Genomic DNA, 22,603 nt, shown 5'->3' on the forward strand with positions numbered 1-22,603 from the left:
CACTCACCGAGCCAAAAGAGCGCTTGCACATAAAGCCTGCGGCAGGCTATTAATTGCCATTAAGGTGCGTTTTCATAGCACATCAATAAATGAAAATTCAGCATAACGCTGCTCAAGTAAACTTAAAAAAATGCCAAGCCTTCATTTCAAGGCCACCAAACTTTGGGGCAAAAGCTTCTTAGCCTTTAACTCACTAGTCGTATCAAATGAAGTCCAATCGAAGAGGCGTTAGGTAGAGGTGTAAGCGCGGTTTTGGCCTTCGAAATCATGGATGATTTCGCAGAGCCCACACGGACGTGCTTGAACAACGTCCATGCCTAAAAGCCAGTTCGGCATCCATGCCTCTCGTTCGTAAGCACGAAGCTATGCTTCACTCACCGAGCCAAAAGAGCGCTTGCACATAAGCTTGCTGCAAGCAATTAACTCACATTGAAGGTTCGACCTTCAAACACACTTAACAAATAAGATGTAGCCGAACGCTACTATAGCTAATCCCAAAAATGCCAAGCCTTCATTTCAAGGCCAGCAAACTTTGGGGCAAAAGCACGTTAGCTTTTTACTCATTATTCGTATCAAATGAAGTCCAATCGAAGAAGCGTTAGAGATAGGTGTAGGCGCGGTTTTGGCCCTTGGCGGCATGGATGCCGCCGTGGAGCGTATAGGGATATATTCACAGCGAGCCAAAAGAGCGCTTGCACATAACGCCTGCGGCAGGCTATTAATTGCCATTAAGGTGCGTTTTCATAGCACATCAATAAATGAAAATTCAGCATAACGCTGCTCAAGTAAACTTAAAAAAATGCCATACCTTCACTTCAAGGCCACCACACTTTGGGGCAAAACTGAGTTAGCTTTCTACTCGCCACTCACACCAAATGCAGTCAAATCGAAGAGATGAAATAGCCCTGTGTAGATACAGCTGCGGACGTTGATGGCAGGGATACCATCGTCGAGCCTCCACGGATGGCTCACAACGATATCCCTATCTAAAAGCCAGTTCGACATCCTTGTCTCTCGTTCACGAGTATATGGCTGTCGCCAAGCTCACCGTGTAGCAGAAGTGTTTACACATAAGGTCGTTCTGTCACATCCATGTGATCACGACATTTGCGCATCCATGCACTGCACCCGCCGGACAGGCGATTGACCACAGTGAAGGTACGCCTTCAAATACTCTAAACCAATACCAACTAAACCAAACGAAAAAATGACAAACCTTCATTTGAAGGCTAACCCTAAAACCCGAGATCCATCTGTGCAGCATTAAATTCATCTTCACTGTCACTGATGACAGCAGCACTCTCTAACCCTACCGACACACCGAGCAAGCGGATGCCGCGTCCCTCTTGGCGTGCTAACGCTTGCGATAACAGGTCATAAAACAATTTAACCGACACCTGATCGCTGCGATGCTCTATCGTGGTCTGTTTAAAATCATCAAATTTAAGTTTAACCACTTGCTTATGAATACGTCGCGCCGACGCGCTGCGACTAATGCGTGCCCCTAACTCTTGGATAAGTTGCGGCATAACCGATTCACACTGCTCCAAGGTATAGATATCCTTGGCCAGCGTAGTTTCGACTCCCACCGACTTTCGTTCCCGATGAGGCGAAATACTGCGATTATCGATCCCTTGTGCTCGCTCGACTAAGACACCACCAAACTTACCGAAACGCTCGATTAACGCCGTTTTAGAACACTGCTGCACATCCAAACAGGTGTTCAATCCCATCTGCGCTAACTTGGCGGCAGTGACTTTTCCCACTCCGGGGATCTTTATCAGGGGTAAGGTTTTAACAAATTCGGTTATGGCATCCGGGGTGATCACATATTGGCCATTGGGTTTATTGAGATCGGAGGCAATTTTGGCTAAAAACTTAACTGGGGCTATCCCAGCCGATGCAGTGAGACCTGTAAGGTCAAATATCTCTTGCCTAATCGCTTCTGCAATTAAGGTCGCAGAGCCTTTATGGGCATCGCAATCGGTGACATCGAGGTAGGCTTCATCGAGCGATAAGGGTTCGACTAATTCGGTATAGCGATTAAAGACGCTGCGGATCTGAGTGGAGACCGCTTTATACACATCCATTCGACCCGGCACCAAAATTAAATCGGGACACAACTTTAAGGCATAGGCTGAGGCCATAGCCGAGCGTACACCAAATTGCCGAGCCTGATAATTACAGGTACTGATCACCCCGCGGCGATCGCTGCGCCCGCCCACGGCTATCGGCTTGTCTCTTAACTCGGGAAAATCTCGCATTTCAACTGCCGCATAAAAGCAGTCCATGTCCACATGAATAATCTTTCTCAATGGGCATTACCTCCACCCGCAAGAATACTGTATATTTAAACAGTGCACAAACACTTATCCATGCCAACTCACCTAAACCTGCCACAGCAGTAGGCTTAAAGGCCCTACCGCCTTAAGCGTAAACAAAAAACCACAGCATTATGCTGTGGCTTAGATCTAACGTTTTAGCTATCGGCTACTTTTATCCGCCATGATTAGAACAACCAAAGTGAACTTGGAGCAATTCAAATAACCGCGACTTGCACTACCTTAGTTGCAGCCCACAGCTTATAACCTTACATCTTAGACTGCAGGTAATTTTGCAGCCCAATTTTATCGATGAGACCCAGTTGTTTCTCTAACCAATACATGTGATCTGACTCGGTTTCCTCAAGTAATACCTCGAGCAATTCGCGTGAGACATAATCTTTGTGGGCTTCACATAAGGCGATGGCTTTACGCAGGTTATCGGCAACTTGATACTCATAGTTAAGATCATTTTGTAGCATCTCTTGCGGATCTTTACCTATGTGCAGTGCTTCGCGGCTGGCTACATCGGGTGTGCCCTCGAGAAACAGTATGCGCTCGACCAACTTTTTGGCATGTTCACGCTCATCGTCTGACTCATGGGAAATGCGCTCATGTAGCTCAGTTAAGCCCCAATCGTCGTACATCAGCCCGTGTACAAAATATTGATCCATCGCCGACAATTCGCCAGTAAGCAATTGATTAAGTGTATTAATAACGTCTTGATTACCTTTCATCCTAAACTCCTACTCTGACTCTATCTGCGCTTGTAAATAGTTCTGAATCCCTGTCATCTTTATCAAGTCTTGCTGCGCTTCAATCCAATCAAGATAGGCCTCTTCATCTTCGAGTAGATCTTCTAGGATTTCACGGCTGACATAATCTTGCTCAGACTCACAGAGACTTATCACGTTACGTAGTTCACTCAATTGTGCTTCGAGCATGGTTTTATCGCATTGCAGCATCTCTTGTGGATTTTCGCCAATATGCAGTTTTTCAAGTTGCTGCAGGTTAGGCAGCCCTTCGAGAAACAATACCCGCTCAATTAACTTGTCGGCATGTTTCATGTCCTGTATCGACTTTTTATAACATTTTTCGTTGAGCTCTTCTAAACCCCAATTTTTATACATACGCGCATGTAAAAAGTATTGGTTAATGGCGGTGAGCTCAAATGTCAAAATCTTATTGAGATGCCGAATGACATTCGGATGACCTTTCATAGCAATTATCCTTATGTTCTATGAGAAATAGTGAGTATCTGACCACGTTACTAACGCTGACAGTGTCGATGAGCCTCATGCTCTTACACTGCAGGGCAATAATCTGTAATACCACTCTCAAGCTACTGGATCACGCCAATGAATACAATGTTGTGAGGGGGCTTAGCAAGATTCACCAAGGGATCCTTGGCCGTGATGGGATAACAGTATAGCCTAAAGTGATAGTAACAAACGGTGATACGCTGGGAATGCGACATTGAGAGGACAATAAAAAAGGCACCGATATCGGTGCCTTTGTGACATAAAATTAAGGGATTATATGATGCGGTCTTGATTAAATTTGTTGCTGCGCTCTTCTTCAGCCATTTTAGCTTTACGCTTGTCGCACGGATCATCGCAATCGCACGCTTTATCGATGCCTAAGGCACCTAATCCACCACAGCTACCCGCAACTACTTTTTGCTTGACGATATAACCTATCGACATTAATACGAAAAAAAGCAGTAATACCACAAACGCCGCTAAAAAATTGCCCATCATATACTCCAAATGCTTACCACCTACACTGCAGGCAATATGCGTCAAAAATCAATTGGGTGACTCTGCCAAACACCTCTAGATGCATGACAGCGTCTGTATTATATCACAAGCCAACGAAGGGCTTAAACGCATCACTATAATAGACCTTGAAACCGTCAGGCTGTTTTTCTATTAGCATGATGGCAAGATGGTGCTCTTGGGCCAAGGCTAATGAGTCTTCAGTGCCCATCACCATCATAGCGGTCGCGTAGCCGTCGGCTATCATACTTTGCTTATGCAGCACAGTGACAGAAGCGAGGCGATGATTCACCGGATAACCGGTTCTAGGGTCAATAATATGGGTAAAGCGTTGACCGTCTTCTTCGTAGTAATTACGATAATCACCTGAGGTTGCCATCGCCATATTGCCGGGTGTTATCACCTGCTGAACTTGACGTTCATCAATATCGGGCTGCTCGATCGCTATACGCCATGGACTGCCATCGGCTTTAGTGCCATATAGGCTGACTTCTCCGCCAATCTCCACCAAATAACCTTTAGGCTGATATTTAGCCAAAAGGTGAGCCACCTTATCAACTCCAAAGCCTTTAGCAATGGAAGATAAATCGACATATAAATCTGGGTTGTCTTTACGCAGCTTTAACCCATCAACACTTAAATGCTCGATGCCTGTTTTTGCTCTGGTCTGGGCGATTAGCTCGTCGCTAGGCACTTTGACGGGGCGCTTATCGGGACCAAAGCCCCACAAGTTCACCAGCGGCCCTAATGTGATATCTAATGCCCCGTCGGTGAGCTCATACAAATCGATCCCGGCTTGGATAACTTGGGCAGTATCAGAGGACACCTCGATAGTGCTAGCCAATGCCATCTGATTAAAACGTGACAGTTCGGAGTTACTTCGATAGGTCGACATCTGGTTGTTGACTTTTTCTAGTGCCAGCTCAATTTCGGCCTGCAAAAGCTGCTCATTTGGCACCTGTTCACCACTGACCAACTTGATGTGATAGGTGGTGCCCATGGTTTGGCCTGATAGCGAGATCATGGGAGCCGCTTGGTTACAAGCAGAAACAAAAAAGGCTAGCCCAATTAAGACTAACCTATTGATAAAGGTCTTCAACATATTGACCGTATTCCTTAATAATCAATCAGATTAACAACAATGGATTTCACCACAGCACGCCTAAGCGCCCTGGGTGAAATCACATAATGCTGATTCGATATTATCACAAGAACCTGCGATTAACCGCCGAAGTCATCCAATAAGATGTTTTCATCTTCAACGCCCAAATCTTTTAGCATACCGATAACGGCCGCGTTCATCATTGGAGGACCACACATGTAGTACTCACAATCCTCAGGCGCTTCATGGTCGCGTAGGTAGTTTTCATACAAGACGTTATGAATAAAACCTGTGTAACCATCCCAGTTATCTTCTGGCTGTGGATCTGACAAGGCAACATGCCACACAAAGTTAGGGTTCTCTGCTGCTAGGCCGTCAAAATCTTCAACATAGAACATTTCACGCTTAGAACGTGCACCGTACCAGAAGCTGATCTTACGCTTAGACTTAAGACGCTTGAGCTGGTCAAAGATGTGTGAACGCATTGGGGCCATACCTGCACCACCACCGATAAAGACCATCTCTGCATCGGTATCTTTAGCGAAGAACTCACCAAATGGACCAGAAATAGTTACCTTATCGCCCGCTTTCAGGCTCCAGATGTACGACGACATCTTACCGCAAGGCAAGCTCAAGTTACGTGGAGGCGGCGTAGCAATACGCACGTTCAACATGATGATACCTTCCTCTTCAGGATAGTTCGCCATGGAGTACGCACGAATGGTTTCTTCGTCCACTTTTGATTCAAGATTAAAGAAGCCAAAATGTTCCCAATCACCACGATATTCTGCTGGTACATCAAAATCAGCATATTTTACATGGTGAGCAGGCGCTTCAATCTGAATATAACCACCAGCGCGGAAAGGCACTGATTCGCCATCAGGAATTTGCAGCTTAAGCTCTTTAATGAAGGTCGCTTTGTTATCGTTAGAGATAACTTCACAATCCCACTTCTTAATACCGAAGATCTCTTCTTCTAGTTCGATCTCCATATCGGCTTTCACGTTTACCTGACACGATAAACGGCAGCCGTTACGGGCATCGCCTTTAGAGATATGGTCGCGCTCTGTTGGCAGAATATCGCCACCACCCGACTTAACAATCACTTTACACTGACCACAAGAGCCACCGCCACCACAAGCCGATGAAACGAAGATACCGTTTTCAGCGAGTGCGCCAAGTAGTTTGCCACCAGCACTGGTTTTAATTGCTTTGCCAGCATCATCATTGATGCCAATTGTGATATCACCACTTGGGACTAATTTTGATTTGGCAAATAAAATAACCAATACCAACACTAGTACAATGGCAGTAAACATACTCACACCGAGATAGACGTCGATTGGAGTAGATTCAATAATACCCATGAACTTATCCTTTAAGGTTCAAAATCTGAAGCCGTTAAGGTGTCTCTTTACAGAGACACACCTGAGAACGACATAAAACCTAACGCCATTAAACCCGCGGTAGCAAAGGTAATACCTAAACCACGTAGACCATCAGGTACATCAGCATACTTTAACTTCTCGCGAATACCGGCCAGCAACACAAGTGCCAATGCCCAACCGATACCAGAACCGACACCAAACACTAAACTTTCGGTCAAGTTGTAGTCACGCTCAACCATGAAAGACACCGCACCAAAAATCGCACAGTTTACCGTGATTAACGGTAAGAAGATGCCTAGCGCGTTGTATAGTGGTGGAAAGTACTTATCCAGTGCCATCTCGAGGATTTGCACTAAGGCGGCGATCACACCGATAAAGGTGATGAACTTCAAGAAGCTCAAGTCAGCATCAGGAACGCCTGCCCAAGCAAGTGCACCAGGGGCTAAGATCCCTTGATAGATAATTTGGTTAACGGGTACAGAAATCGCCAGTACCACAATAACGGCAACACCTAAGCCCATGGCGGTGGTGACTTTCTTCGATACCGCCAAGAAAGTACACATACCAAGGAAGAAGGATAACGCCATGTTTTCAATGAAAACAGAACGGACTAAAAGACTAATATAATGTTCCATAGCGCTTACCCTTTTGCTTCTACTTGATCAGGCTTCATAGTACGGATAATCCAGATCAGTGCAGCAATCAGGAAGAACGCACTCGGCGGTAGCAACAACAAGCCGTTTGGCTGATACCAACCACCGTCAGAAATCTTACTTAAGATCTCAACGCCAAATAGAGAACCGTTACCAAACAGCTCACGAATGAAGCCGACTGATAACAGGATGGCACCATAGCCTAAACCATTACCGATACCATCCATGAAACTCATCATTGGCGGTGTCTTCATCGCATAGGCTTCAGCGCGGCCCATTACGATACAGTTGGTAATAATCAAACCTACGAATACCGACAACTGCTTAGCAACGTCATAGGCATAAGCTTGCAGCACTTGGTCAACCACAATAACCAAGGACGCAATAATCGTCATCTGCACGATAATACGCACACTGCTTGGAATGTGGTTACGGATCATAGAGATGAACAAGTTAGACAAGGCCGTTACTGCAGTCAGAGCGATAGTCATCACTAATGCTGTTTCCATCTTACTGGTCACAGCCAAAGCACTACACACACCCAAGATTTGCAATGCAATCGGGTTGTTACTAATAATAGGTCCAGTCAGAACCTGTTTAAGTTCTTTAGCGTTAGCCATTAGCTCAGCCCTCCGTTGCGCGCCTTTTCAATAAAGCGAGCATAACCTTCTTCACCCAACCAAAATTCGAGTGAGTACTGCACACCATTACTGGTTAGGGTCGCACCCGATAGCGCGTCAACACCGTGTACCGAGTTTGCAATAGCTGGGTTTTTGGTCACTTTAATCGCCAGGTCGCCCTGCTCGTCATAAAGTTTTTTACCTTCCCACTTAGCAATCCACTGCGGGTTTTGCACTTCGCCACCCAGGCCAGGGGTTTCACCTGATCCAGTAAAGTCGTAATAGACTAAACTGCGTACGGTATTGAGATCAGACTCGACCGCCAAGAAAGCGTACATCGTTGACCACAAACCATAACCTTTAATCGGAATGATCACGGTTTGCAGCTCACCTTGGTCGTTGTTAACCAAGTAAACTACGCCGGTGTTAGCCACATTTTTAACCGATGCAATATCATTTTTAGGTTTAAATGAGGTCTCAGGGTTACGCGCTGCTTTATCGGCGTCAAAGGTGTTGGCATCGCCTTCAACCCACTCACCCGACTTAAGGTCAACCAGCTTAGCTTCAACATACTTATTGTAAGTGGCTAAGATTTGATCTTTCTCAACGTTACCCGACTTAGTGTTTACCAGGCCAGCAGCTTCAAGAATGTACTTTTGCTTATCAAGCAGCTTGTTTTCTTGTTGCGTCGGTTTTAGCAGTACCGCAGCGGTAGATACAAATACCGAGCAGATGAAACATAATCCAACAACAACAAACAGTGTTCTACCGAACGAATCTTTATTACTAGCCACGTGCAATCCTCCGCTTGATATTCGACTGAACCACGAAATGGTCAAATAATGGAGCAAACAGGTTCGCGAACAAGATGGCCAACATCATGCCTTCTGGGAAAGCAGGGTTGATAACACGAATGAACACCGCCATAGCACCGATAAGGATACCGTAAGCCCATTTGGCATTATTAGTGAATGACGCAGAAACCGGGTCTGTCGCCATAAACATCATACCGAACGCAAAGCCACCTAACACCAAGTGCCAGTACCAAGGCATAGCAAACATAGGGTTAGTGTCGCTGCCAATCGCGTTAAGCAGTAGCGATACCGCGATCATACCGGCAAGTACACCGCCCACAATGCGCCATGAAGCGATACGGGTATAAATGATAACCGCGCCACCAATCAAGATAGCGAGAGTTGACACTTCGCCCACTGAACCTGGAATGAAACCAAAGAAGGCGTTCCACCAGTCTTGGGTGAGTCCATACTCAAGGGTACCTTGCGCTGCTTGGCTCAGTGCAGTAGCACCTGAGTAACCGTCAGCAACGACCCAAGTGGTATCGCCTGACATGTTGAGCGGGTAAGCAAAGAATAGGAAAGCACGACCGGCAAGGGCTGGGTTTAAGAAGTTACGCCCAGTACCACCGAAAATCTCTTTCGCCACAACCACACCAAAGGTAATACCTAAAGCAACCATCCACAGTGGGATAGTGGCTGGCAGGGTGAGCGCGAACAGGATTGAGGTAACAAAGAAACCTTCGTTAACTTCATGGCCGCGAACTGTCGCAAACAACACTTCCCATATACCACCCACGGCAAAAGTCACCGCGTAAATAGGCAGGAAGAAACAGGCGCCGTACCACATTAATGCGGCCACACCAGAGTCGGCAGTTAGCTCGGTACCAAACAACCCAAACAAGGCGGTTTGCCAAACGTCAGGCGTCGCAAAGCCAGCGGCTAAGGCGTCTTGCGCTTGCAGGCCCACGTTGTACATACCCACAAACATGGCGGGAAATGCACAAGCCCAAACCGTAATCATCATACGCTTTAGGTCGAGGTTATCACGCACATGGGTACGACCCTTGTTTACGTGACCTGGGGTATAAAATACTGTGTACGCGGCTTCAAACAGCGCGTACCACTTTTCGTATTTACCGCCTTTTTCAAACTGCGGTTCAATACTTTTGAAAAACTGTTTCAAGCCCATTAGCCTTCCCTCACAATCGTATCTAAACAGTCACGCAGATATGACGCATAGTCATATTTACCGGGACATACGAATGTACATAGTGCCAAATCTTCTTCATCTAACTCCAGCGCACCTAATGCAGCGGCGCCATCGATATCACTTGACACTAGGTCACGTAATAGCATGGTAGGAAGAATATCCAGAGGCATCACACGCTCATAGTTACCAATTGGCACCATAGCACGGTCAGAACCACCTGTGCTGGTCGTCATATTAAACAGACGTGAAGGTGACAAATGACCTAAAAACGCACGCGTAATTGAGAACTTATCAGCACCAGGCATAGCCCAACCGATAAAGTCTTGCTGTCTGCCTTCTTCAAGTAGTGATACTTGATTATGGAAGCGACCAATATAAGCATGTGCGCCTGCAGCGGTTTTACCATTTAAAATGGAACCTGCAATCACACGAACATCGCCGTCTGCCATTTCACCTGCGGTCAGCTCAACCGTCGATGCACCCGCTAAGGTGCGAACCAATCTAGGCTTAAGCGCCTTAGGACCGGCAACAGCAACCACACGCTGGGTATTTAACTCACCCGTTGTGAACAGTTGACCGATAGCGATCACATCTTGGTAGCCGATATGCCAAACAGTACGTTTTGCAGATGCTGGTAAGACAAAATGTATATGTGTACCGACAAGACCCGCAGGATGCGGACCGGCAAACTCTTCAACCTGTGCATTGGCAGCTGGAATATCAGCACCAGGCGCTTTACACAGATATACTTTTCCTTCGGTCAATCTGGCTAAGACTTTTAAGCCATTAGCAAAATCTTCCTTGTGCTCGTTAATGATAACGACAGGATCGGCAGCAAGAGGTTGAGTATCGATAGCGGTGACAAAGATACCAGCGGCAGAAGAGTCTACGGCGGGCGCTTTGCTAAAGGGACGAGTGCGAAGTGCGGTCCACAAACCTGATTCAATCAAGTTGTCACGCACCAGTTGCTGGTCAAGAGAGTCTAAAGCAGATGCATCATATTTAGCAAAGGCAACGCTATCGTCCCCTTCCACTTCAATGACGACCGACTGTAGAACACGCTGAGCGCCCCGGTTAATGTCTGAAATTGTGCCACTGGCTAAAGCAGTATATTTAACGCCAGGATTCTTTTTGTCTTCAAAAATCACCTGACCTTTTTGCACTTTATCGCCCACTTTAATCTTCATGGTGGGACGTAAGCCAATATACTCTTCACCCAAAGTAGCTACATGTTTAATGGCTGGGCCATTATGGATAACTTGCTCTGGTTCACCTGTTATAGGTAGGTCCAATCCTTTCTTTATTGTAATCATATCCACAAGCACTACGTTATGAAGGAAAGATAATGCGTCGCGTTCCTGCTAAATGAGAGAAGCTTCAAGCAAATCCTATCTCATTGAGCTAGCGCAGATTTATTACAGAAATGCGATCGCAATCACGCTGGTCGGGCGCATTTTACCGTAAATAAATAGTTATCGCCATGGCAAATACAGGTGTTTTAAAAGGAAAGCGGGATTTTTATTGTGGGCAGTTGATCACAATTCTATGTTTTTTTAATCATTAGATTAAGCCGAATTAATTTAGCCCCTTGTCCTAGCAGGGTTATAGCATTTGAGCGAATCAAAAAGTAGGTAAAACTCTGGCTCAATAATTAAGTAACACCAAGTTATCGTTTGCATAAAAATTAGACTAAGGTCTAGCGATACTCGCCAACCTTCAGCTTGAAAAAGCAGCAGTTTAATAGCGGTGATTAGCTTAACTAAGGTAAAAAGTGGAGATAACTTCACCATACGCTAATTAAAGCGAGACGCCTTTTATGACAAGCCACCATGACATTGGCATGGCAACAATGACATCCAATTAACACACCAATACAGATACAAAATAAAAGCAGCCTGAGCTGCTTTTATTATTAAAGTTCACGGTTTAATTGGCCCCACGTAGAATTGGAGCCCTTTGAGTGAATTAGAGCCCCTTGAGGATCTCATCACTGAGTTTGAGGTCATCATTTTTATTAACATTAACCCCTGCTGCAATAATATTGCGGGCGATCTCTTTGGCCTGATCTAGCGAATGCATCTCATAGGTGCCACATTGATATTCATTGAGCTCAGGGATCTCTGACTGTTGCTTAACTTTAAGTACATCTTCCATCGCCGCTAACCAGCAATCTGCCACAACAGATTCTGATGGCGTACCAATAACACTCATATAAAAACCAGTGCGGCATCCCATAGGCGAAATATCAATAATTTCAACATTATCGCTATTGAGATGATCCCGCATAAAGCCCGCGAACAGATGCTCTAGGGTGTGAATACCGCGCTCACTTAAGATCTCTTGATTCGGAACACAAAAGCGTAAATCAAATACCGTGATCGCATCGCCACTGGGGGTTTTCATGGTTTTAGCCACTCGAACCGCTGGGGCGTGCATGCGAGTATGATCGACGGTAAAACTATCTAATAACGGCATTGCTTTTATCTCCTTTTTGCGACTCAACCATTATTGCCAATGGTTGATACAGCAACTAAAACTCAACTAAAGTGGCGGGGAATCATCACCCACGCAGTATTACGCTGGACTTAATATGCGTCACTGTTAATCGGATGTAAAGTATCTGCAACTAAGATTGCCCCACTTGGCGAGCTCACTCATGCTAACCCAACGCCATGGCGCACCTTCTCCACCAGAAACAAATACGGTGCGGCGATAAATTGATCCTGCGTTCTATACCAACCAAGATACGGCGAAGATTGATGAGTAATAAAGCTTAAGTGATTTACCAATAAAAAAGCGCTTAGTGATAAGCGCTTTAATGAATGAGTCATGCGATGTGGGCTCGGTTATTAACCGCGGCATTTAGGAGAATTAGGTATTTCTGCTTCGGCCTGCCACTCGCTCGGTGTAAAAGTATGCATAGACAAGGCGTGCAAGCCATTGGCAAATTCATCCGCTAAGGCTTGGTTGACACTGCGGTGACGCCCTATCAAGCGCTGCCCTTCAAATGCCTCACTGGCAATAATCACCTTAAAGTGAGTTTCTGAATTGGGCGGCACATGATGATTGTCGCTTTCATTAATCACTTCCAGATAAACAGGAGATAATGCAGCGGTAAGCTTTTCAATAATAATCTGTTTGACGGACATAGCCATTGTCTCAATTGAGTACAAAAATGATGGCGGCAGATTACTGCGCTGACGCCAAAAGGTCAACCATCAACCCAAACTCACCCGGGCATCCTTTGACACACCTTCCAATAACTCAACCACACTGGCATCACTCACCTCATCTGGCACGATGATAGCTAGCTGAGATGAAAATACCGTTTGGCCAATTGTCGAAACATGGACTCGATTAAACTCCATATGCTCAATCTCTAGGTTTAGATTGGACAGGAGGTCGACAATTTCACGGGTCAATCCTGGGCGATCGCGACAATCGACATTGCATTTTAATATGCGCGTATGCTGAGGTGGTGACAACGCTTGATCGCTATAGTTAAACAGTAACTGTGGAAATTTTTGTGCAAACGCTTGTTGTAGTTCAGCGATTGCATCTACTGCGATTGCCACTTTCAACAGGGCAGCAAACTGGCTATCGAGCTTAATCACCTTACTGGTGACCCATTCGCCGCCTACAGCGCGTGTGGTATCGGCTAAGGCTTTTATCACCCCAGGGGTAACACTGCCCACAACGGTTGTAATCATCATTTTTTGCATCGCTGGCTCCAATAAATGCTCCCATAGCTTACTGAGCATAAAACATTCACTTATGTCGAAGTGAGAGCTGGCTAACAAAAGTCAGTGATAAGCTCTGCCCACTATTGTCATATAAACGAGTGTGGTCTCTGCGCAATAGGCCGCGCCTGTCATAACCAGCGCCAAACTATCGGCGTTTAGCATTGGTGAAAATGAGGCGTTAATTGCCTAAAAGTGTAATTAACCCGCGTTTGTTTAACCCCAAGCCGTTTAGGCAGACAGTGCTGCCAATACGCTTGCATCGGCCAGTGCATGATCAGCAGATCGCCACTGTGCAAGCTTAAACTTATCTTCTGCTTTGTCTGTTTATGGCGCAGTAAAAAATCTCGACTCGCCCCCAAGGTGACCGAAGCAATATCGCTTTGAGGCGCTATTTCAGGCTCATCATCGCTGTGCCACCCCATAGACTCTTGTCCATCTTGATAACGATTAACCAGCACGCCGTTACTGGTTAGCCGCCACTCTCGAGCGAGCTTTGCCTGCAAACGCTGAGCATATTTAGGCCAAGGCAATGCCTCGATAAATAATCCCGAATAACGATAATCACACCCTTTGTCACCAAACCATACCTGACTGCGCGGAATCGCATGCTGTTTACCAAAAACGTAGATATGGGGACGGTTAAAAGGGTAATCCATCGACTCTTGCCACAATGCCTGTTGCTGCGCCATTGAAAGATACCCTTCAACTAAGGTAAAAGGCGCACTGATATTGGCCCCTTGGGCTTGCTCCTCTAAATCCAGACTCGGTTGATACACTCTGGCTTCTTTAATCATTATCGTTAACTCTCATTATCGCCAGTAGAAAACGGATATTAACATGGGGCAAGCTCCACACTTGGTTAGTACTCAAATTGACCAACGCCTTAACAACAGTAAGCGAGGCGTCTTATGCCTTAACCTTTAAATTTTAGGTATTAGGGCTCACTCGCTTAACTATACCTGATGGGGGAAATCTGCGATAATCGCGCCCCCAAATTCAACGTAGCAGTGCAGTCATGACAACTCAATTCTCCGTCGCCGATATCGAACTTGAACTTTATCGTTATCCCGCCAAGCAGGAATCTAACCTGCAGGCCTGGGACGCCGCCGATGAGCACTTGATTAAACACTTAACTGAGCAACAGCAAACTGCATGTCGCACTGCCATTATTAATGATAATTTTGGCGCCTTAGCCTGCGCCCTGACTCACCAAAATAGCGCTTGGCCATTGCTTGTAGAAACCGATGCGAAAACCAGCCAGCTAGGCACCTTACAAAATCTTGGCCGTAACCAACTGCCTGACGATAATATTCAATGGTGTAATAGCCGCGATGTATTACCGCAGCGCCCTGAATTGGTGTTGATGAAATTACCCAAAAACCTTAACTATTTGGCCCATCAACTCGACAGGTTATCTCAGGTGCTCGCCAAGGGCACCACAGTCTATATTGGCGCCAAAGCCAAATCGATAAATAAGGCGCTGCTGCAACTACTCAAGCAGCATTTAGGCCCAGCGACGGCCAGCCTCACCTGGAAAAAGACCCGCGTTATCACCTGTATATCAGACGGCATCGCCCGCCCGCTGCCATCGGAGATCCGCTGGAATGTGCCTAAATATCAATTAATGATCAGCAATTTAAGCAATGTCTTTGCCGCCAACAAACTCGATATTGGCGCACGGATCATGTTAGACAATATGCCCCAAGGCGATTTTAAGTCCATTGTCGATTTAGGCTGTGGTAACGGGATATTGGGACTCAGAGCCAAACAGTTGTTTCCTAATGCCCGGCTGCATTTTGTCGATGACTCAGAGATGGCCATCGCCTCAGCCCGCAATAACTGGCAGCTCAATCAACTGGATAATCCAGACCTTGAGGGCGAGCAAGCCTGCTTCCATTGGGATGACTGCTTAACCCATTTGGGCGATGAGGTTCAGCCCGATTTAGTCTTATGTAATCCGCCGTTCCACCAAGGCGAAGCCATCACTGATCATATTGCTTGGCAGATGTTTTTAGATGCCTTTAGGCGACTCGCCGATGGTGGGATCTTGCATGTGGTGGGTAATCGTCATTTGGCCTACCACGTTAAACTGCAGCGCATCTTTAAAAACTGCGCCACAGTGGCATCCAACGGCAAATTTGTGATTTTACAAGCCAAAAAACAGGTTAATAAATCTAAATCAACCGATTAACGCGCCTTATTTGCCTGCGCCGCATCAGGCTCTGTACTCGCAGCCATGGGCATCGCTGTGGTTTGCGCCACAGTGCTTGGCGGCGCAAATAACACCCTTAAACGCTGCCTCAGCCTAAGCCCTTTAGCGAAGGCCTCAGCCAACATATCGCGCCACTCAGCAAAGGTGACCACCAAAGGATTAACGCTATTAATTGGCTTAGTGATGCCATACTCCACCGTCTCCTCCTCTTTAACATAAGTGCCAAACAGTCGGTCCCAAATGATCAACACGCCGGCATAGTTTTTGTCAATATACTGCGCATTGCGACCATGGTGCACTCGATGATGCGATGGGGTATTAAAGATCCACTCTAGCGGCCCAAGGGATTTAATCGCTTGAGTGTGAACAAAAAACTGTAAACCTAAGTTCAATAGCACCACAAAAACCACCCAGTTGGGATCGAAACCCATAATAACCAGCGGTAGCCAAAACAACCACATGCCTGCCAATGGGTACATTAAACTCTGCCTAAACGCCGTACTAAAATTCATATGCTCTGAGCTGTGGTGCGCCACATGGGCCGCCCACATCCAGCGTACTCTGTGGCTGGCGCGGTGAAACCAGTAATAGCAAAAGTCTTGGGCGATGATAAGGGCAATAAAGCTGACGACGCCCATCTCAATATCAAACAGGCGCCAACCAAATACCCACAGATAGACGTGAGCCACCAGCAAACCAGTAAGGATGTCGCTGGCTTGATGCAGCGCCGCTAAGGTAAAGTTACATAACACTTCGGGCCAATGGTAAGCCGCATTCGCCGGCAAGCGGCCCAACCGAGCGCCAAACTGCCACTCGAGTAAGAGACAGATAAAGAAAATCGGCGCTAAGGCCAAGAGCAACACTTCAGGGTGTGATATCAACCAATCAAAATCCATCTTTTCTATCCCGCTCAATCGTTAATAAAATCAACCTGCACATCGGCTCTTACCAGCGCGCAAAATGATCTTCAGTTAAACCAAGCACCTGCTGCAAATGATGCCGCTGGCCTTCACCATCGATAACCTCGCCTTCAAAGTGACCTATGTACTGGCGAAAATTACTCTGTAATAGCCATAAATTGAGTTTTTCCTGACGACCATTACGCGCCTTAAAACGCAGATCCACCCGTCCATCAAGTGACGTTATTCGCCAACAGTCATCGCTCATATGATCACTGTTGCGTAAAAAATCAAATTGCACAGGCCCCAATAGATGCCGCGCCCCGTTAATCCACAATACATTTTCTGTGGCGCCAGTTTCATTAACCCCTGCCGCTAAGTTAAGCCCTATGATGGTATCACCCACTCGAGCATTAATGCTCGCCCAGCGCCAACTGGTCTCGCGGCGCATATAGCCTGCAGAATAGTCATAACCTGCTAGTGCATTGTTAAGCGGCTGCGGCTCATGCTTAATGGTCAGTCGCCCTTTGGGGATCAAGCCGTTGTGCTTTTGGGTATAGGTCCAGCCGTTATAGCCTGTTGGGGTGCACATCGCCATTGGCAAGCTCAGCGCCAAAGGATGCAGCTCAAGCTCGGCGCTTATCTGTGGCGTCTCTAGGCTCAATTGCCATAAGCCATCGACCAGATTAAAAGTAATACTGCCGCGGCGACCGCCAATGCACGCTTTACCCTGACGAGGCGATGGCGACATCGACATCCCCTTGGCGAACGGTTTGAGCCAAGTGGTTTCAACCAGTGTATTGGCCGCAATATCGTACAGATAACAAAAGGCGCTGCCCACATAACCAATATCGGCCAACGCCACACCAATCACATATCGGGGCGTGAGGAGCGACACAAATTGAAACTGCTTAAAATGAAAATGCCGCGCCCAGCGACTTGCCAGCTTATCCATGTTATTGCGGTACTCAAAGTTCGCCAGTCCCAAAGAGTCAACGGGACCATCAAAGTGGCCAAACTGGACTTCTCCTGAGGGTAATATCAGGCTCTCTGGCGCCGCAGGGGAGATTAACTCTGTCACTGGAACCTCGCATTAACTGTTCAGGTTTAACCATAAACAAGCGCTGCTACTGAGCAAATCCCCCAAGGCGCCGGGATAACATGGCAAGGGATTAGGCAGCGCTGAGCACGGTTTTTTGCTATCGATTTTTTACTCTAACGGTTTCTAAGGTAAGTTAACAGCCCAAAGCAACAAACACGTAACATATCACGTCATCAGCCCCCTCAAGGGGGCGTGCTTAACAGTGGAATCGACGGCCGATTCTGGTATGCTGATGCCACCTTTTGACTATAAAAATCACCACTATGCGACGCTTAACTTTACTTATCGCCACCGCAGGCATTTTGTTTGGGTGTGCCAGTAACGCCCCCACTCACATGGCATTGAATCCACAGCTGCCAGCCATCAGCGCCCACACGATGGCAGCCAAACCGATTGCCATTAAAATGATCGATACTCGCTCGGCCAACTTTGTCGCCCGATTCAATCATGATGGTGATGCCGCACGTTTAGTGAGCCCATCGGAAGCGCCGCGTCAACAGCTCGATGCGGTCTTTCGTCAAGGATTTAGCCAAGCCGGTTACCAAATTGACCCTGCTGCCACTAACCATATGCAGCTGCAATTAGAGAAACTCTTAACCGACGTCAATGAGACCACGTTTGGCTATGAAGCCAGCAATGACATTATCATCAACGTTATTGCCACAAATAGCAGCCAAACATTCACCAAGCGGTATACCGCGCGCAATACGGTATCGGGACCGCTGAGCGCCGACTTCGCCACATTAGAGCTAGCCGTCAACGATCTATTGAGCGATTTAACCGGCAAAATCATTAACGATCCCGAACTCAATCAGTTTATTCAGCAATAAGCCCATCGAGGAGCAATAGATGAAACAGTGGATATTGGCATGGGTTTTACTGTCGCTGTGCAACATGGCCCATGCGGTCGATATACAAGCTGACACCCTTTACCCTAAGGTAGAGCTGCAAACCAGCATGGGCAACATTGTGGTTGAGCTCGACCGTCAACGCGCGCCTATCACAGTCGATAACTTCCTCACCTATGTCGTAAAAGGGCATTATGACAACACCCTGTTTCATCGGGTGATTGCCGACTTTGTGGTTCAAGGTGGCGGACTCGACCCAAGATTTAACGAAAAGCCGACCGATAACCCCATAGTCAATGAAGCGGGTAACGGCTTGAGTAACAGCCTAGGCACCATCGCCATGGCACGGGAAAATGATCCGCACTCGGCCACGGCGCAGTTTTATTTTAACGTGGCCGATAACAAACGCTTAGATCCCTCTAAACGTCGCTGGGGCTATGCCGTATTTGGTGAAGTGACCGAGGGCTTGGCGGTGCTTGAAGCCATGGCGCAGCAACCCACGGCTATCAATAGCAAGCTCGGATGGCCCGATGTGCCTGTTACGCCAATAATCTTAACCAAGGCAACGCTATTACCGCGAGAATAGTTGCCCCGAAAGTCGTTAGCGTTAAAGGTCGTTGCCGCGCAAATAGTGGCCACAAAAATAAGCGTTAGCCTCATCACAAAGTCGACCAATCAAAGTGGCGCATATCCCCTAGCGCCACAATACTCAAGCAGAATCGCGTTATCCTAATCTAGCGCCACAGCAGCATATTTCGCCGACGGCTGATGAGATGGATAAAATTGCAATAACAAAAAATGGCTGACTATACTTACTTCGGTGTAGCAGCAAGGAGGCGAACGGTGACCCCTAATGAGTTCATCGATAATAAAGCGCCCCAGCTGGCTCTATATGGAAAAGCGTTTTTGAATAATCAACTCGATTTCAATGAGATCCAGCTTTATTTATGGGACACCCTTGAAGAATGGCAGCAGTTCAATCATCAGGGTGATGCGCAAAGTGATATGGAGAAAGTGTTTTGGCACCTAATACATGCCTTCAACAAATGGCCTGACTGGAGTATTCGCGGCAATCAATTTTTGCGCAAGCAAATAGACGAATGCTGTGACTTCTTGAGTCTTGGCGGCCAATGTCCAAGTGGCTGTATCGGTAACAGGCCCTGCTCTTTATCATGATAACGTCTAAAAAAGCTCAGCCCGTATAGGCTGAGCTTTTTTATGACCGATTTTCGCTTTTTATTTGCCGCCGTAGCGTTTAAGCTAAGTTCACCTTACTGTAAACCTGTTGTATGTCTGTGACCCTTTCTCATGTAAAAGACGCCCTCTCTATTTACTGTCACAAGCGGGTGTTAATTCTGCTGTTGTTAGGCTTTTCTGCCGGCTTGCCTTTAATGCTGGTATTTTCCACTCTTTCCTTCTGGCTACGTGAAGCTGGTATCGACAGAACCGCCATCGGTTATTTTAGTTGGATAGCCTTAGCCTATGGCATTAAATGGACTTGGTCGCCCTTAGTTGATCGCCTTTCACTCCCCCTCTTTACCCGCTTACTCGGCCGACGACGCGGATGGATGCTGTTTGCCCAGTTAATATTAGTGGTCGCTATTTTGGGCATGAGCCAGAGTGATCCGGTACAAGATCTGGAACGCTTGGCACTCTTTGCGCTTATGGTGGCCTTTGCTTCAGCGACGCAAGATATTGTGATTGATGCCTTTCGTATCGACTCAGCACCAGTAAAAATGCAAGCTGCGCTGGCCGCCGCCTACCAAGTGGGTTACCGCAGCGCCATGATTGTGGCTACAGCTGGCGCCTTAACCATCGCCGCATGGGTCGGCCCCAGTAGCGAAGCCTATGATCTTGCTTCATGGCAAACCGCGTATCTGGTGATGGCCGCGCTGATGTCTGTCGGCATTATCACCACCTTAATGAGTAAAGAGCCCCTGGTGGAAACTAAAGAGGCTGACGCTAAAGAAGCAGAGCTTAACATTGCCCTCGCTAAGCGTCATCATAGAGTGGTGGCTGCGGCACTTTCATGGTTTTATACCGCCAGTATTTTACCCTTTATCGACTTTTTCAAACGCTATGGCTACAGCGCCATGCTCATCTTACTGTTGATCTCCTGCTATCGTATCTCAGATATCGTCATGGGGATCATGGCGAATGTGTTCTATGTCGACATGGGGTTTTCCAAGGCTGAAATCGCCGCCATCAGTAAGGTTTATGGCTTAATCATGACCTTAGTTGGTGCGGGCGCGGGTGGCGTATTACTGGCCCGTTATGGCACCATGAAGATATTATTTTTAGGCGCCTTGATGGTCGCTCTCACAAACCTGTTATTTGCCTATCAGGCGATGATAGGTTATGACGTTAATCTGTTAACGGCGGTGATCTCCATCGATAATTTCAGCGCGGGCATCGCCACCGCGGCCTTTATTGCCTACCTCTCTAGCTTGACCAGTAGCGGCTATAGCGCGACACAATATGCATTGCTGTCATCAATTATGTTGTTATTCCCTAAGTTTATTGCCGGATTTTCAGGAGCCTATATCGACGCTTTCGGCTATATCAACTTTTTTGTTGCGGCCAGTGTTATTGGTTTTCCCGTATTGGGCTTAATTGTGTTGGTGCAGAAATTCGCGCCCCATCCGAGTGATGATTTAAGTGCGTCCCAAGCCAGTACAGAGCCAAAATCTGCGGCCGCGAAAGCAGAGCACTAACCTGCAGTAATCCATGCTCGATAAGGTCGATATTAGGCTTACAGCCATAAAAAGCCCCACGTGATGACTCACGCGGGGCTTTTTATAATCGCGGGCAGGTTGGGCTTAGTTAAAGCCGCAGTCGATGCGCTTAAACCTGATGTACTTAGACCTGATACGCTTACGCACGATGAGATGTCATCTGGTGCGACAGCATGTTAGTCACGGAAGTTATTAAACTGGAATGGCTGGCCTAAATCCGATTCGCGGGCCAATGCCATTACCGCCTGTAAATCATCACGCTTCTTACCCGTCACTCGCACCGAGTCACCCTGAATCGCTGCCTGCACTTTAAGCTTGCTATCTTTAATCTGTTTAACCAGCTTTTTCGCCACTAGGCTTTCGATGCCCTCTTTAAAGGTCACTTTAAGCGAAAAGGTTTTACCGCTGTGGATCGCCTTATCGGCGACCTCCATCGAAGCCGGATCGACATTGCGTTTACTCAATTGGTTACGCAACATATCGAGCAGTTGTTGGCATTGAAAATCTGACTCTGAGGCCAAAGTCACCTGATGATCTTTGTAGGTAATTTCAGCTTCAACGTTGCGAAAATCAAACCGAGTGCTCAGCTCTCGACGGGTATTATCGACCGCATTACGTAGTTCAACTTCATTCACTTCCGATACGATATCCATTGATGGCATGTTTATTCCTCATCTCGCCGCTCAATCTAATGGCGCTAGTTTACCTTTTTGCAGTCAGTGGGGGCAAAAAAAGTTAACGCTAGCGCGAACGACTCAGACTTAATTATTAATGACTTTAGGGTGACATTTTCCTATGATTGCTAAAATTCGCTGATGTATCGTGACCTGTGAACTCAAGAAAACTCATTTTTAAAATCGCCCTACTTATCGCCTTACTGGTGATCAGTTATTTAGTCTTTTCTCGCCCGAGTTATTCGCAAGCGATCCCCAATCTAGATAAAATTGGCCATCTAGGCAGCTTTTTCTGCCTAGCCCTACTCACCCATTTGGCCTTTGAGCCTAAATGGTATGGTCTGGCTGCAATACTCGCCGCTTACGCCTGCTTTATCGAAGCGGTGCAATCGCGCCTGCCTTATCGCAGCGCCTCACTCGGCGACTTTATCGCTGACATGCTCGGCGTCATGCTGTTTTATTGCGGCTTGTGGTTGTATCGGCGTTACCTTAAAGCCAGTGCGTTACAGCAAAGTTGAGCG

Annotated in this window: 24 protein-coding genes; 6 read left to right on the forward strand and 18 right to left on the reverse strand. The window is 46.9% G+C overall.

Features of this window, described 5'->3' with window-relative positions; genetic code table 11:
• Nucleotides 1-1,235: 1,235 nt before the first annotated feature.
• The 15 genes from dinB to AC0VXX_RS12890 form a co-directional block, all read right to left on the reverse strand.
• Nucleotides 1,236-2,315: a DNA polymerase IV gene (dinB, locus tag AC0VXX_RS12820; protein ID WP_475514560.1), complete on the reverse strand. Its 1,080-nt coding sequence runs from the start codon at nt 2,313-2,315 to the stop codon at nt 1,236-1,238.
• 275 nt (nt 2,316-2,590) lie between these two features.
• Nucleotides 2,591-3,058, reverse strand: a complete 468-nt coding sequence (bfr, locus tag AC0VXX_RS12825; RefSeq protein WP_475514561.1) for a bacterioferritin — start codon at nt 3,056-3,058, stop codon at nt 2,591-2,593.
• Between the two features lie 9 nt (nt 3,059-3,067).
• A complete protein-coding gene (gene bfr / locus AC0VXX_RS12830; protein WP_475514562.1) occupies nt 3,068-3,541 on the reverse strand; it encodes a bacterioferritin in 474 nt (157 codons plus the stop codon).
• A 315-nt stretch (nt 3,542-3,856) separates the two neighbouring features.
• Nucleotides 3,857-4,078, reverse strand: a complete 222-nt coding sequence (gene nqrM / locus AC0VXX_RS12835; protein WP_475517026.1) for a (Na+)-NQR maturation NqrM — start codon at nt 4,076-4,078, stop codon at nt 3,857-3,859.
• Between the two features lie 106 nt (nt 4,079-4,184).
• Nucleotides 4,185-5,201, reverse strand: coding sequence for an FAD:protein FMN transferase (locus AC0VXX_RS12840; RefSeq protein ID WP_475514563.1), 1,017 nt, complete (start codon nt 5,199-5,201; stop codon nt 4,185-4,187).
• A gap of 119 nt (nt 5,202-5,320) precedes the next feature.
• Nucleotides 5,321-6,568 (reverse strand): NADH:ubiquinone reductase (Na(+)-transporting) subunit F, encoded by a 1,248-nt coding sequence (nqrF, locus tag AC0VXX_RS12845; protein WP_475514564.1) that lies wholly within the window; start codon nt 6,566-6,568, stop codon nt 5,321-5,323.
• A 47-nt stretch (nt 6,569-6,615) separates the two neighbouring features.
• Nucleotides 6,616-7,224, reverse strand: coding sequence for an NADH:ubiquinone reductase (Na(+)-transporting) subunit E (gene nqrE, locus AC0VXX_RS12850; RefSeq protein ID WP_475514565.1), 609 nt, complete (start codon nt 7,222-7,224; stop codon nt 6,616-6,618).
• A gap of 5 nt (nt 7,225-7,229) precedes the next feature.
• Nucleotides 7,230-7,862 carry an NADH:ubiquinone reductase (Na(+)-transporting) subunit D gene (locus AC0VXX_RS12855; RefSeq protein WP_110457792.1) on the reverse strand — a complete coding sequence of 211 codons (633 nt, stop codon included), beginning with the start codon at nt 7,860-7,862 and terminating at the stop codon, nt 7,230-7,232.
• Nucleotides 7,862-8,656 carry a Na(+)-translocating NADH-quinone reductase subunit C gene (locus tag AC0VXX_RS12860; RefSeq protein WP_475514566.1) on the reverse strand — a complete coding sequence of 265 codons (795 nt, stop codon included), beginning with the start codon at nt 8,654-8,656 and terminating at the stop codon, nt 7,862-7,864. Before AC0VXX_RS12860 ends, AC0VXX_RS12855 begins: the two co-directional genes overlap by 1 nt.
• Complete coding sequence (locus AC0VXX_RS12865; RefSeq protein ID WP_110457794.1) at nt 8,649-9,848, reverse strand: NADH:ubiquinone reductase (Na(+)-transporting) subunit B; 1,200 nt, start codon at nt 9,846-9,848, stop codon at nt 8,649-8,651. Before AC0VXX_RS12865 ends, AC0VXX_RS12860 begins: the two co-directional genes overlap by 8 nt.
• Complete coding sequence (locus AC0VXX_RS12870; protein WP_475517027.1) at nt 9,848-11,182, reverse strand: Na(+)-translocating NADH-quinone reductase subunit A; 1,335 nt, start codon at nt 11,180-11,182, stop codon at nt 9,848-9,850. Before AC0VXX_RS12870 ends, AC0VXX_RS12865 begins: the two co-directional genes overlap by 1 nt.
• A 652-nt stretch (nt 11,183-11,834) precedes the next feature.
• Nucleotides 11,835-12,344, reverse strand: coding sequence for an S-ribosylhomocysteine lyase (gene luxS / locus AC0VXX_RS12875; protein WP_475514567.1), 510 nt, complete (start codon nt 12,342-12,344; stop codon nt 11,835-11,837).
• Between the two features lie 374 nt (nt 12,345-12,718).
• Nucleotides 12,719-13,018, reverse strand: a complete 300-nt coding sequence (locus AC0VXX_RS12880; protein WP_475514568.1) for a BolA family protein — start codon at nt 13,016-13,018, stop codon at nt 12,719-12,721.
• Between the two features lie 69 nt (nt 13,019-13,087).
• A complete protein-coding gene (locus tag AC0VXX_RS12885; protein WP_475514569.1) occupies nt 13,088-13,591 on the reverse strand; it encodes an ACT domain-containing protein in 504 nt (167 codons plus the stop codon).
• A 176-nt stretch (nt 13,592-13,767) separates the two neighbouring features.
• On the reverse strand, nt 13,768-14,406 hold the full coding sequence (locus AC0VXX_RS12890; protein ID WP_475514570.1) for an alpha-ketoglutarate-dependent dioxygenase AlkB family protein: 639 nt from the start codon (nt 14,404-14,406) through the stop codon (nt 13,768-13,770).
• Nucleotides 14,407-14,627: 221 nt separating this feature from the next.
• Here AC0VXX_RS12890 and AC0VXX_RS12895 point away from each other — a divergent pair, with 221 nt between their 5' ends.
• A complete protein-coding gene (locus tag AC0VXX_RS12895) occupies nt 14,628-15,803 on the forward strand; it encodes a methyltransferase (RefSeq protein WP_475514571.1) in 1,176 nt (391 codons plus the stop codon).
• On the opposite strand, the gene AC0VXX_RS12900 is transcribed toward AC0VXX_RS12895, so the two are convergent.
• Nucleotides 15,800-16,720, reverse strand: a complete 921-nt coding sequence (locus AC0VXX_RS12900; RefSeq protein WP_475514572.1) for a sterol desaturase family protein — start codon at nt 16,718-16,720, stop codon at nt 15,800-15,802. The two genes, AC0VXX_RS12895 and AC0VXX_RS12900, sit on opposite strands and share 4 nt — an antisense overlap.
• Nucleotides 16,721-16,769: 49 nt before the next feature.
• Nucleotides 16,770-17,804, reverse strand: a complete 1,035-nt coding sequence (locus tag AC0VXX_RS12905) for a DUF2804 domain-containing protein (RefSeq protein WP_475514573.1) — start codon at nt 17,802-17,804, stop codon at nt 16,770-16,772.
• Nucleotides 17,805-18,088: 284 nt separating this feature from the next.
• Here AC0VXX_RS12905 and AC0VXX_RS12910 point away from each other — a divergent pair, with 284 nt between their 5' ends.
• From AC0VXX_RS12910 to AC0VXX_RS12925, 4 genes are all read left to right on the forward strand, one after another.
• Nucleotides 18,089-18,655, forward strand: coding sequence for a YajG family lipoprotein (locus AC0VXX_RS12910; RefSeq protein WP_475514574.1), 567 nt, complete (start codon nt 18,089-18,091; stop codon nt 18,653-18,655).
• 19 nt (nt 18,656-18,674) lie between these two features.
• Nucleotides 18,675-19,259 carry a peptidylprolyl isomerase gene (locus AC0VXX_RS12915; RefSeq protein ID WP_475514575.1) on the forward strand — a complete coding sequence of 195 codons (585 nt, stop codon included), beginning with the start codon at nt 18,675-18,677 and terminating at the stop codon, nt 19,257-19,259.
• A 257-nt stretch (nt 19,260-19,516) separates the two neighbouring features.
• Entirely contained in the window at nt 19,517-19,849 is a 333-nt protein-coding gene (locus AC0VXX_RS12920; protein WP_475514576.1) for a hypothetical protein, read from the forward strand.
• A gap of 113 nt (nt 19,850-19,962) precedes the next feature.
• Complete coding sequence (locus tag AC0VXX_RS12925; protein ID WP_475514577.1) at nt 19,963-21,387, forward strand: AmpG family muropeptide MFS transporter; 1,425 nt, start codon at nt 19,963-19,965, stop codon at nt 21,385-21,387.
• 197 nt (nt 21,388-21,584) lie between these two features.
• Here the strand turns inward: AC0VXX_RS12925 and AC0VXX_RS12930 are convergent, their stop codons facing one another.
• Nucleotides 21,585-22,070, reverse strand: coding sequence for a YajQ family cyclic di-GMP-binding protein (locus AC0VXX_RS12930; RefSeq protein ID WP_110457805.1), 486 nt, complete (start codon nt 22,068-22,070; stop codon nt 21,585-21,587).
• Nucleotides 22,071-22,237: 167 nt separating this feature from the next.
• On the opposite strand from AC0VXX_RS12930, the gene AC0VXX_RS12935 reads away from it, so the two are divergent.
• Nucleotides 22,238-22,600 (forward strand): VanZ family protein, encoded by a 363-nt coding sequence (locus AC0VXX_RS12935; RefSeq protein ID WP_475514578.1) that lies wholly within the window; start codon nt 22,238-22,240, stop codon nt 22,598-22,600.
• Nucleotides 22,601-22,603 lie beyond the last annotated feature (3 nt).

This window comes from Shewanella sp. QJM3NY_23, from assembly GCF_056173105.1.

Excerpts from the sequence above, each read along its gene's own strand:
- AC0VXX_RS12880 (WP_475514568.1), bottom strand. The coding sequence starts at position 13,018 with ATGTCCGTCAAACAGATTATTATTGAAAAGCTTACCGCTGCATTATCT.
- AC0VXX_RS12855 (WP_110457792.1), bottom strand. The coding sequence starts at position 7,862 with ATGGCTAACGCTAAAGAACTTAAACAGGTTCTGACTGGACCTATTATT.
- nqrF (WP_475514564.1), bottom strand. The coding sequence starts at position 6,568 with ATGGGTATTATTGAATCTACTCCAATCGACGTCTATCTCGGTGTGAGT.
- nqrE (WP_475514565.1), bottom strand. The coding sequence starts at position 7,224 with ATGGAACATTATATTAGTCTTTTAGTCCGTTCTGTTTTCATTGAAAAC.
- AC0VXX_RS12910 (WP_475514574.1), top strand. The coding sequence starts at position 18,089 with ATGCGACGCTTAACTTTACTTATCGCCACCGCAGGCATTTTGTTTGGG.
- AC0VXX_RS12890 (WP_475514570.1), bottom strand. The coding sequence starts at position 14,406 with ATGATTAAAGAAGCCAGAGTGTATCAACCGAGTCTGGATTTAGAGGAG.
- AC0VXX_RS12865 (WP_110457794.1), bottom strand. The coding sequence starts at position 9,848 with ATGGGCTTGAAACAGTTTTTCAAAAGTATTGAACCGCAGTTTGAAAAA.
- luxS (WP_475514567.1), bottom strand. The coding sequence starts at position 12,344 with ATGCCGTTATTAGATAGTTTTACCGTCGATCATACTCGCATGCACGCC.
- bfr (WP_475514562.1), bottom strand. The coding sequence starts at position 3,541 with ATGAAAGGTCATCCGAATGTCATTCGGCATCTCAATAAGATTTTGACA.
- AC0VXX_RS12895 (WP_475514571.1), top strand. The coding sequence starts at position 14,628 with ATGACAACTCAATTCTCCGTCGCCGATATCGAACTTGAACTTTATCGT.
- bfr (WP_475514561.1), bottom strand. The coding sequence starts at position 3,058 with ATGAAAGGTAATCAAGACGTTATTAATACACTTAATCAATTGCTTACT.
- AC0VXX_RS12840 (WP_475514563.1), bottom strand. The coding sequence starts at position 5,201 with ATGTTGAAGACCTTTATCAATAGGTTAGTCTTAATTGGGCTAGCCTTT.
- AC0VXX_RS12870 (WP_475517027.1), bottom strand. The coding sequence starts at position 11,182 with ATGATTACAATAAAGAAAGGATTGGACCTACCTATAACAGGTGAACCA.
- AC0VXX_RS12925 (WP_475514577.1), top strand. The coding sequence starts at position 19,963 with ATGTCTGTGACCCTTTCTCATGTAAAAGACGCCCTCTCTATTTACTGT.
- nqrM (WP_475517026.1), bottom strand. The coding sequence starts at position 4,078 with ATGGGCAATTTTTTAGCGGCGTTTGTGGTATTACTGCTTTTTTTCGTA.
- AC0VXX_RS12915 (WP_475514575.1), top strand. The coding sequence starts at position 18,675 with ATGAAACAGTGGATATTGGCATGGGTTTTACTGTCGCTGTGCAACATG.
- AC0VXX_RS12900 (WP_475514572.1), bottom strand. The coding sequence starts at position 16,720 with ATGGATTTTGATTGGTTGATATCACACCCTGAAGTGTTGCTCTTGGCC.
- AC0VXX_RS12885 (WP_475514569.1), bottom strand. The coding sequence starts at position 13,591 with ATGCAAAAAATGATGATTACAACCGTTGTGGGCAGTGTTACCCCTGGG.
- AC0VXX_RS12930 (WP_110457805.1), bottom strand. The coding sequence starts at position 22,070 with ATGCCATCAATGGATATCGTATCGGAAGTGAATGAAGTTGAACTACGT.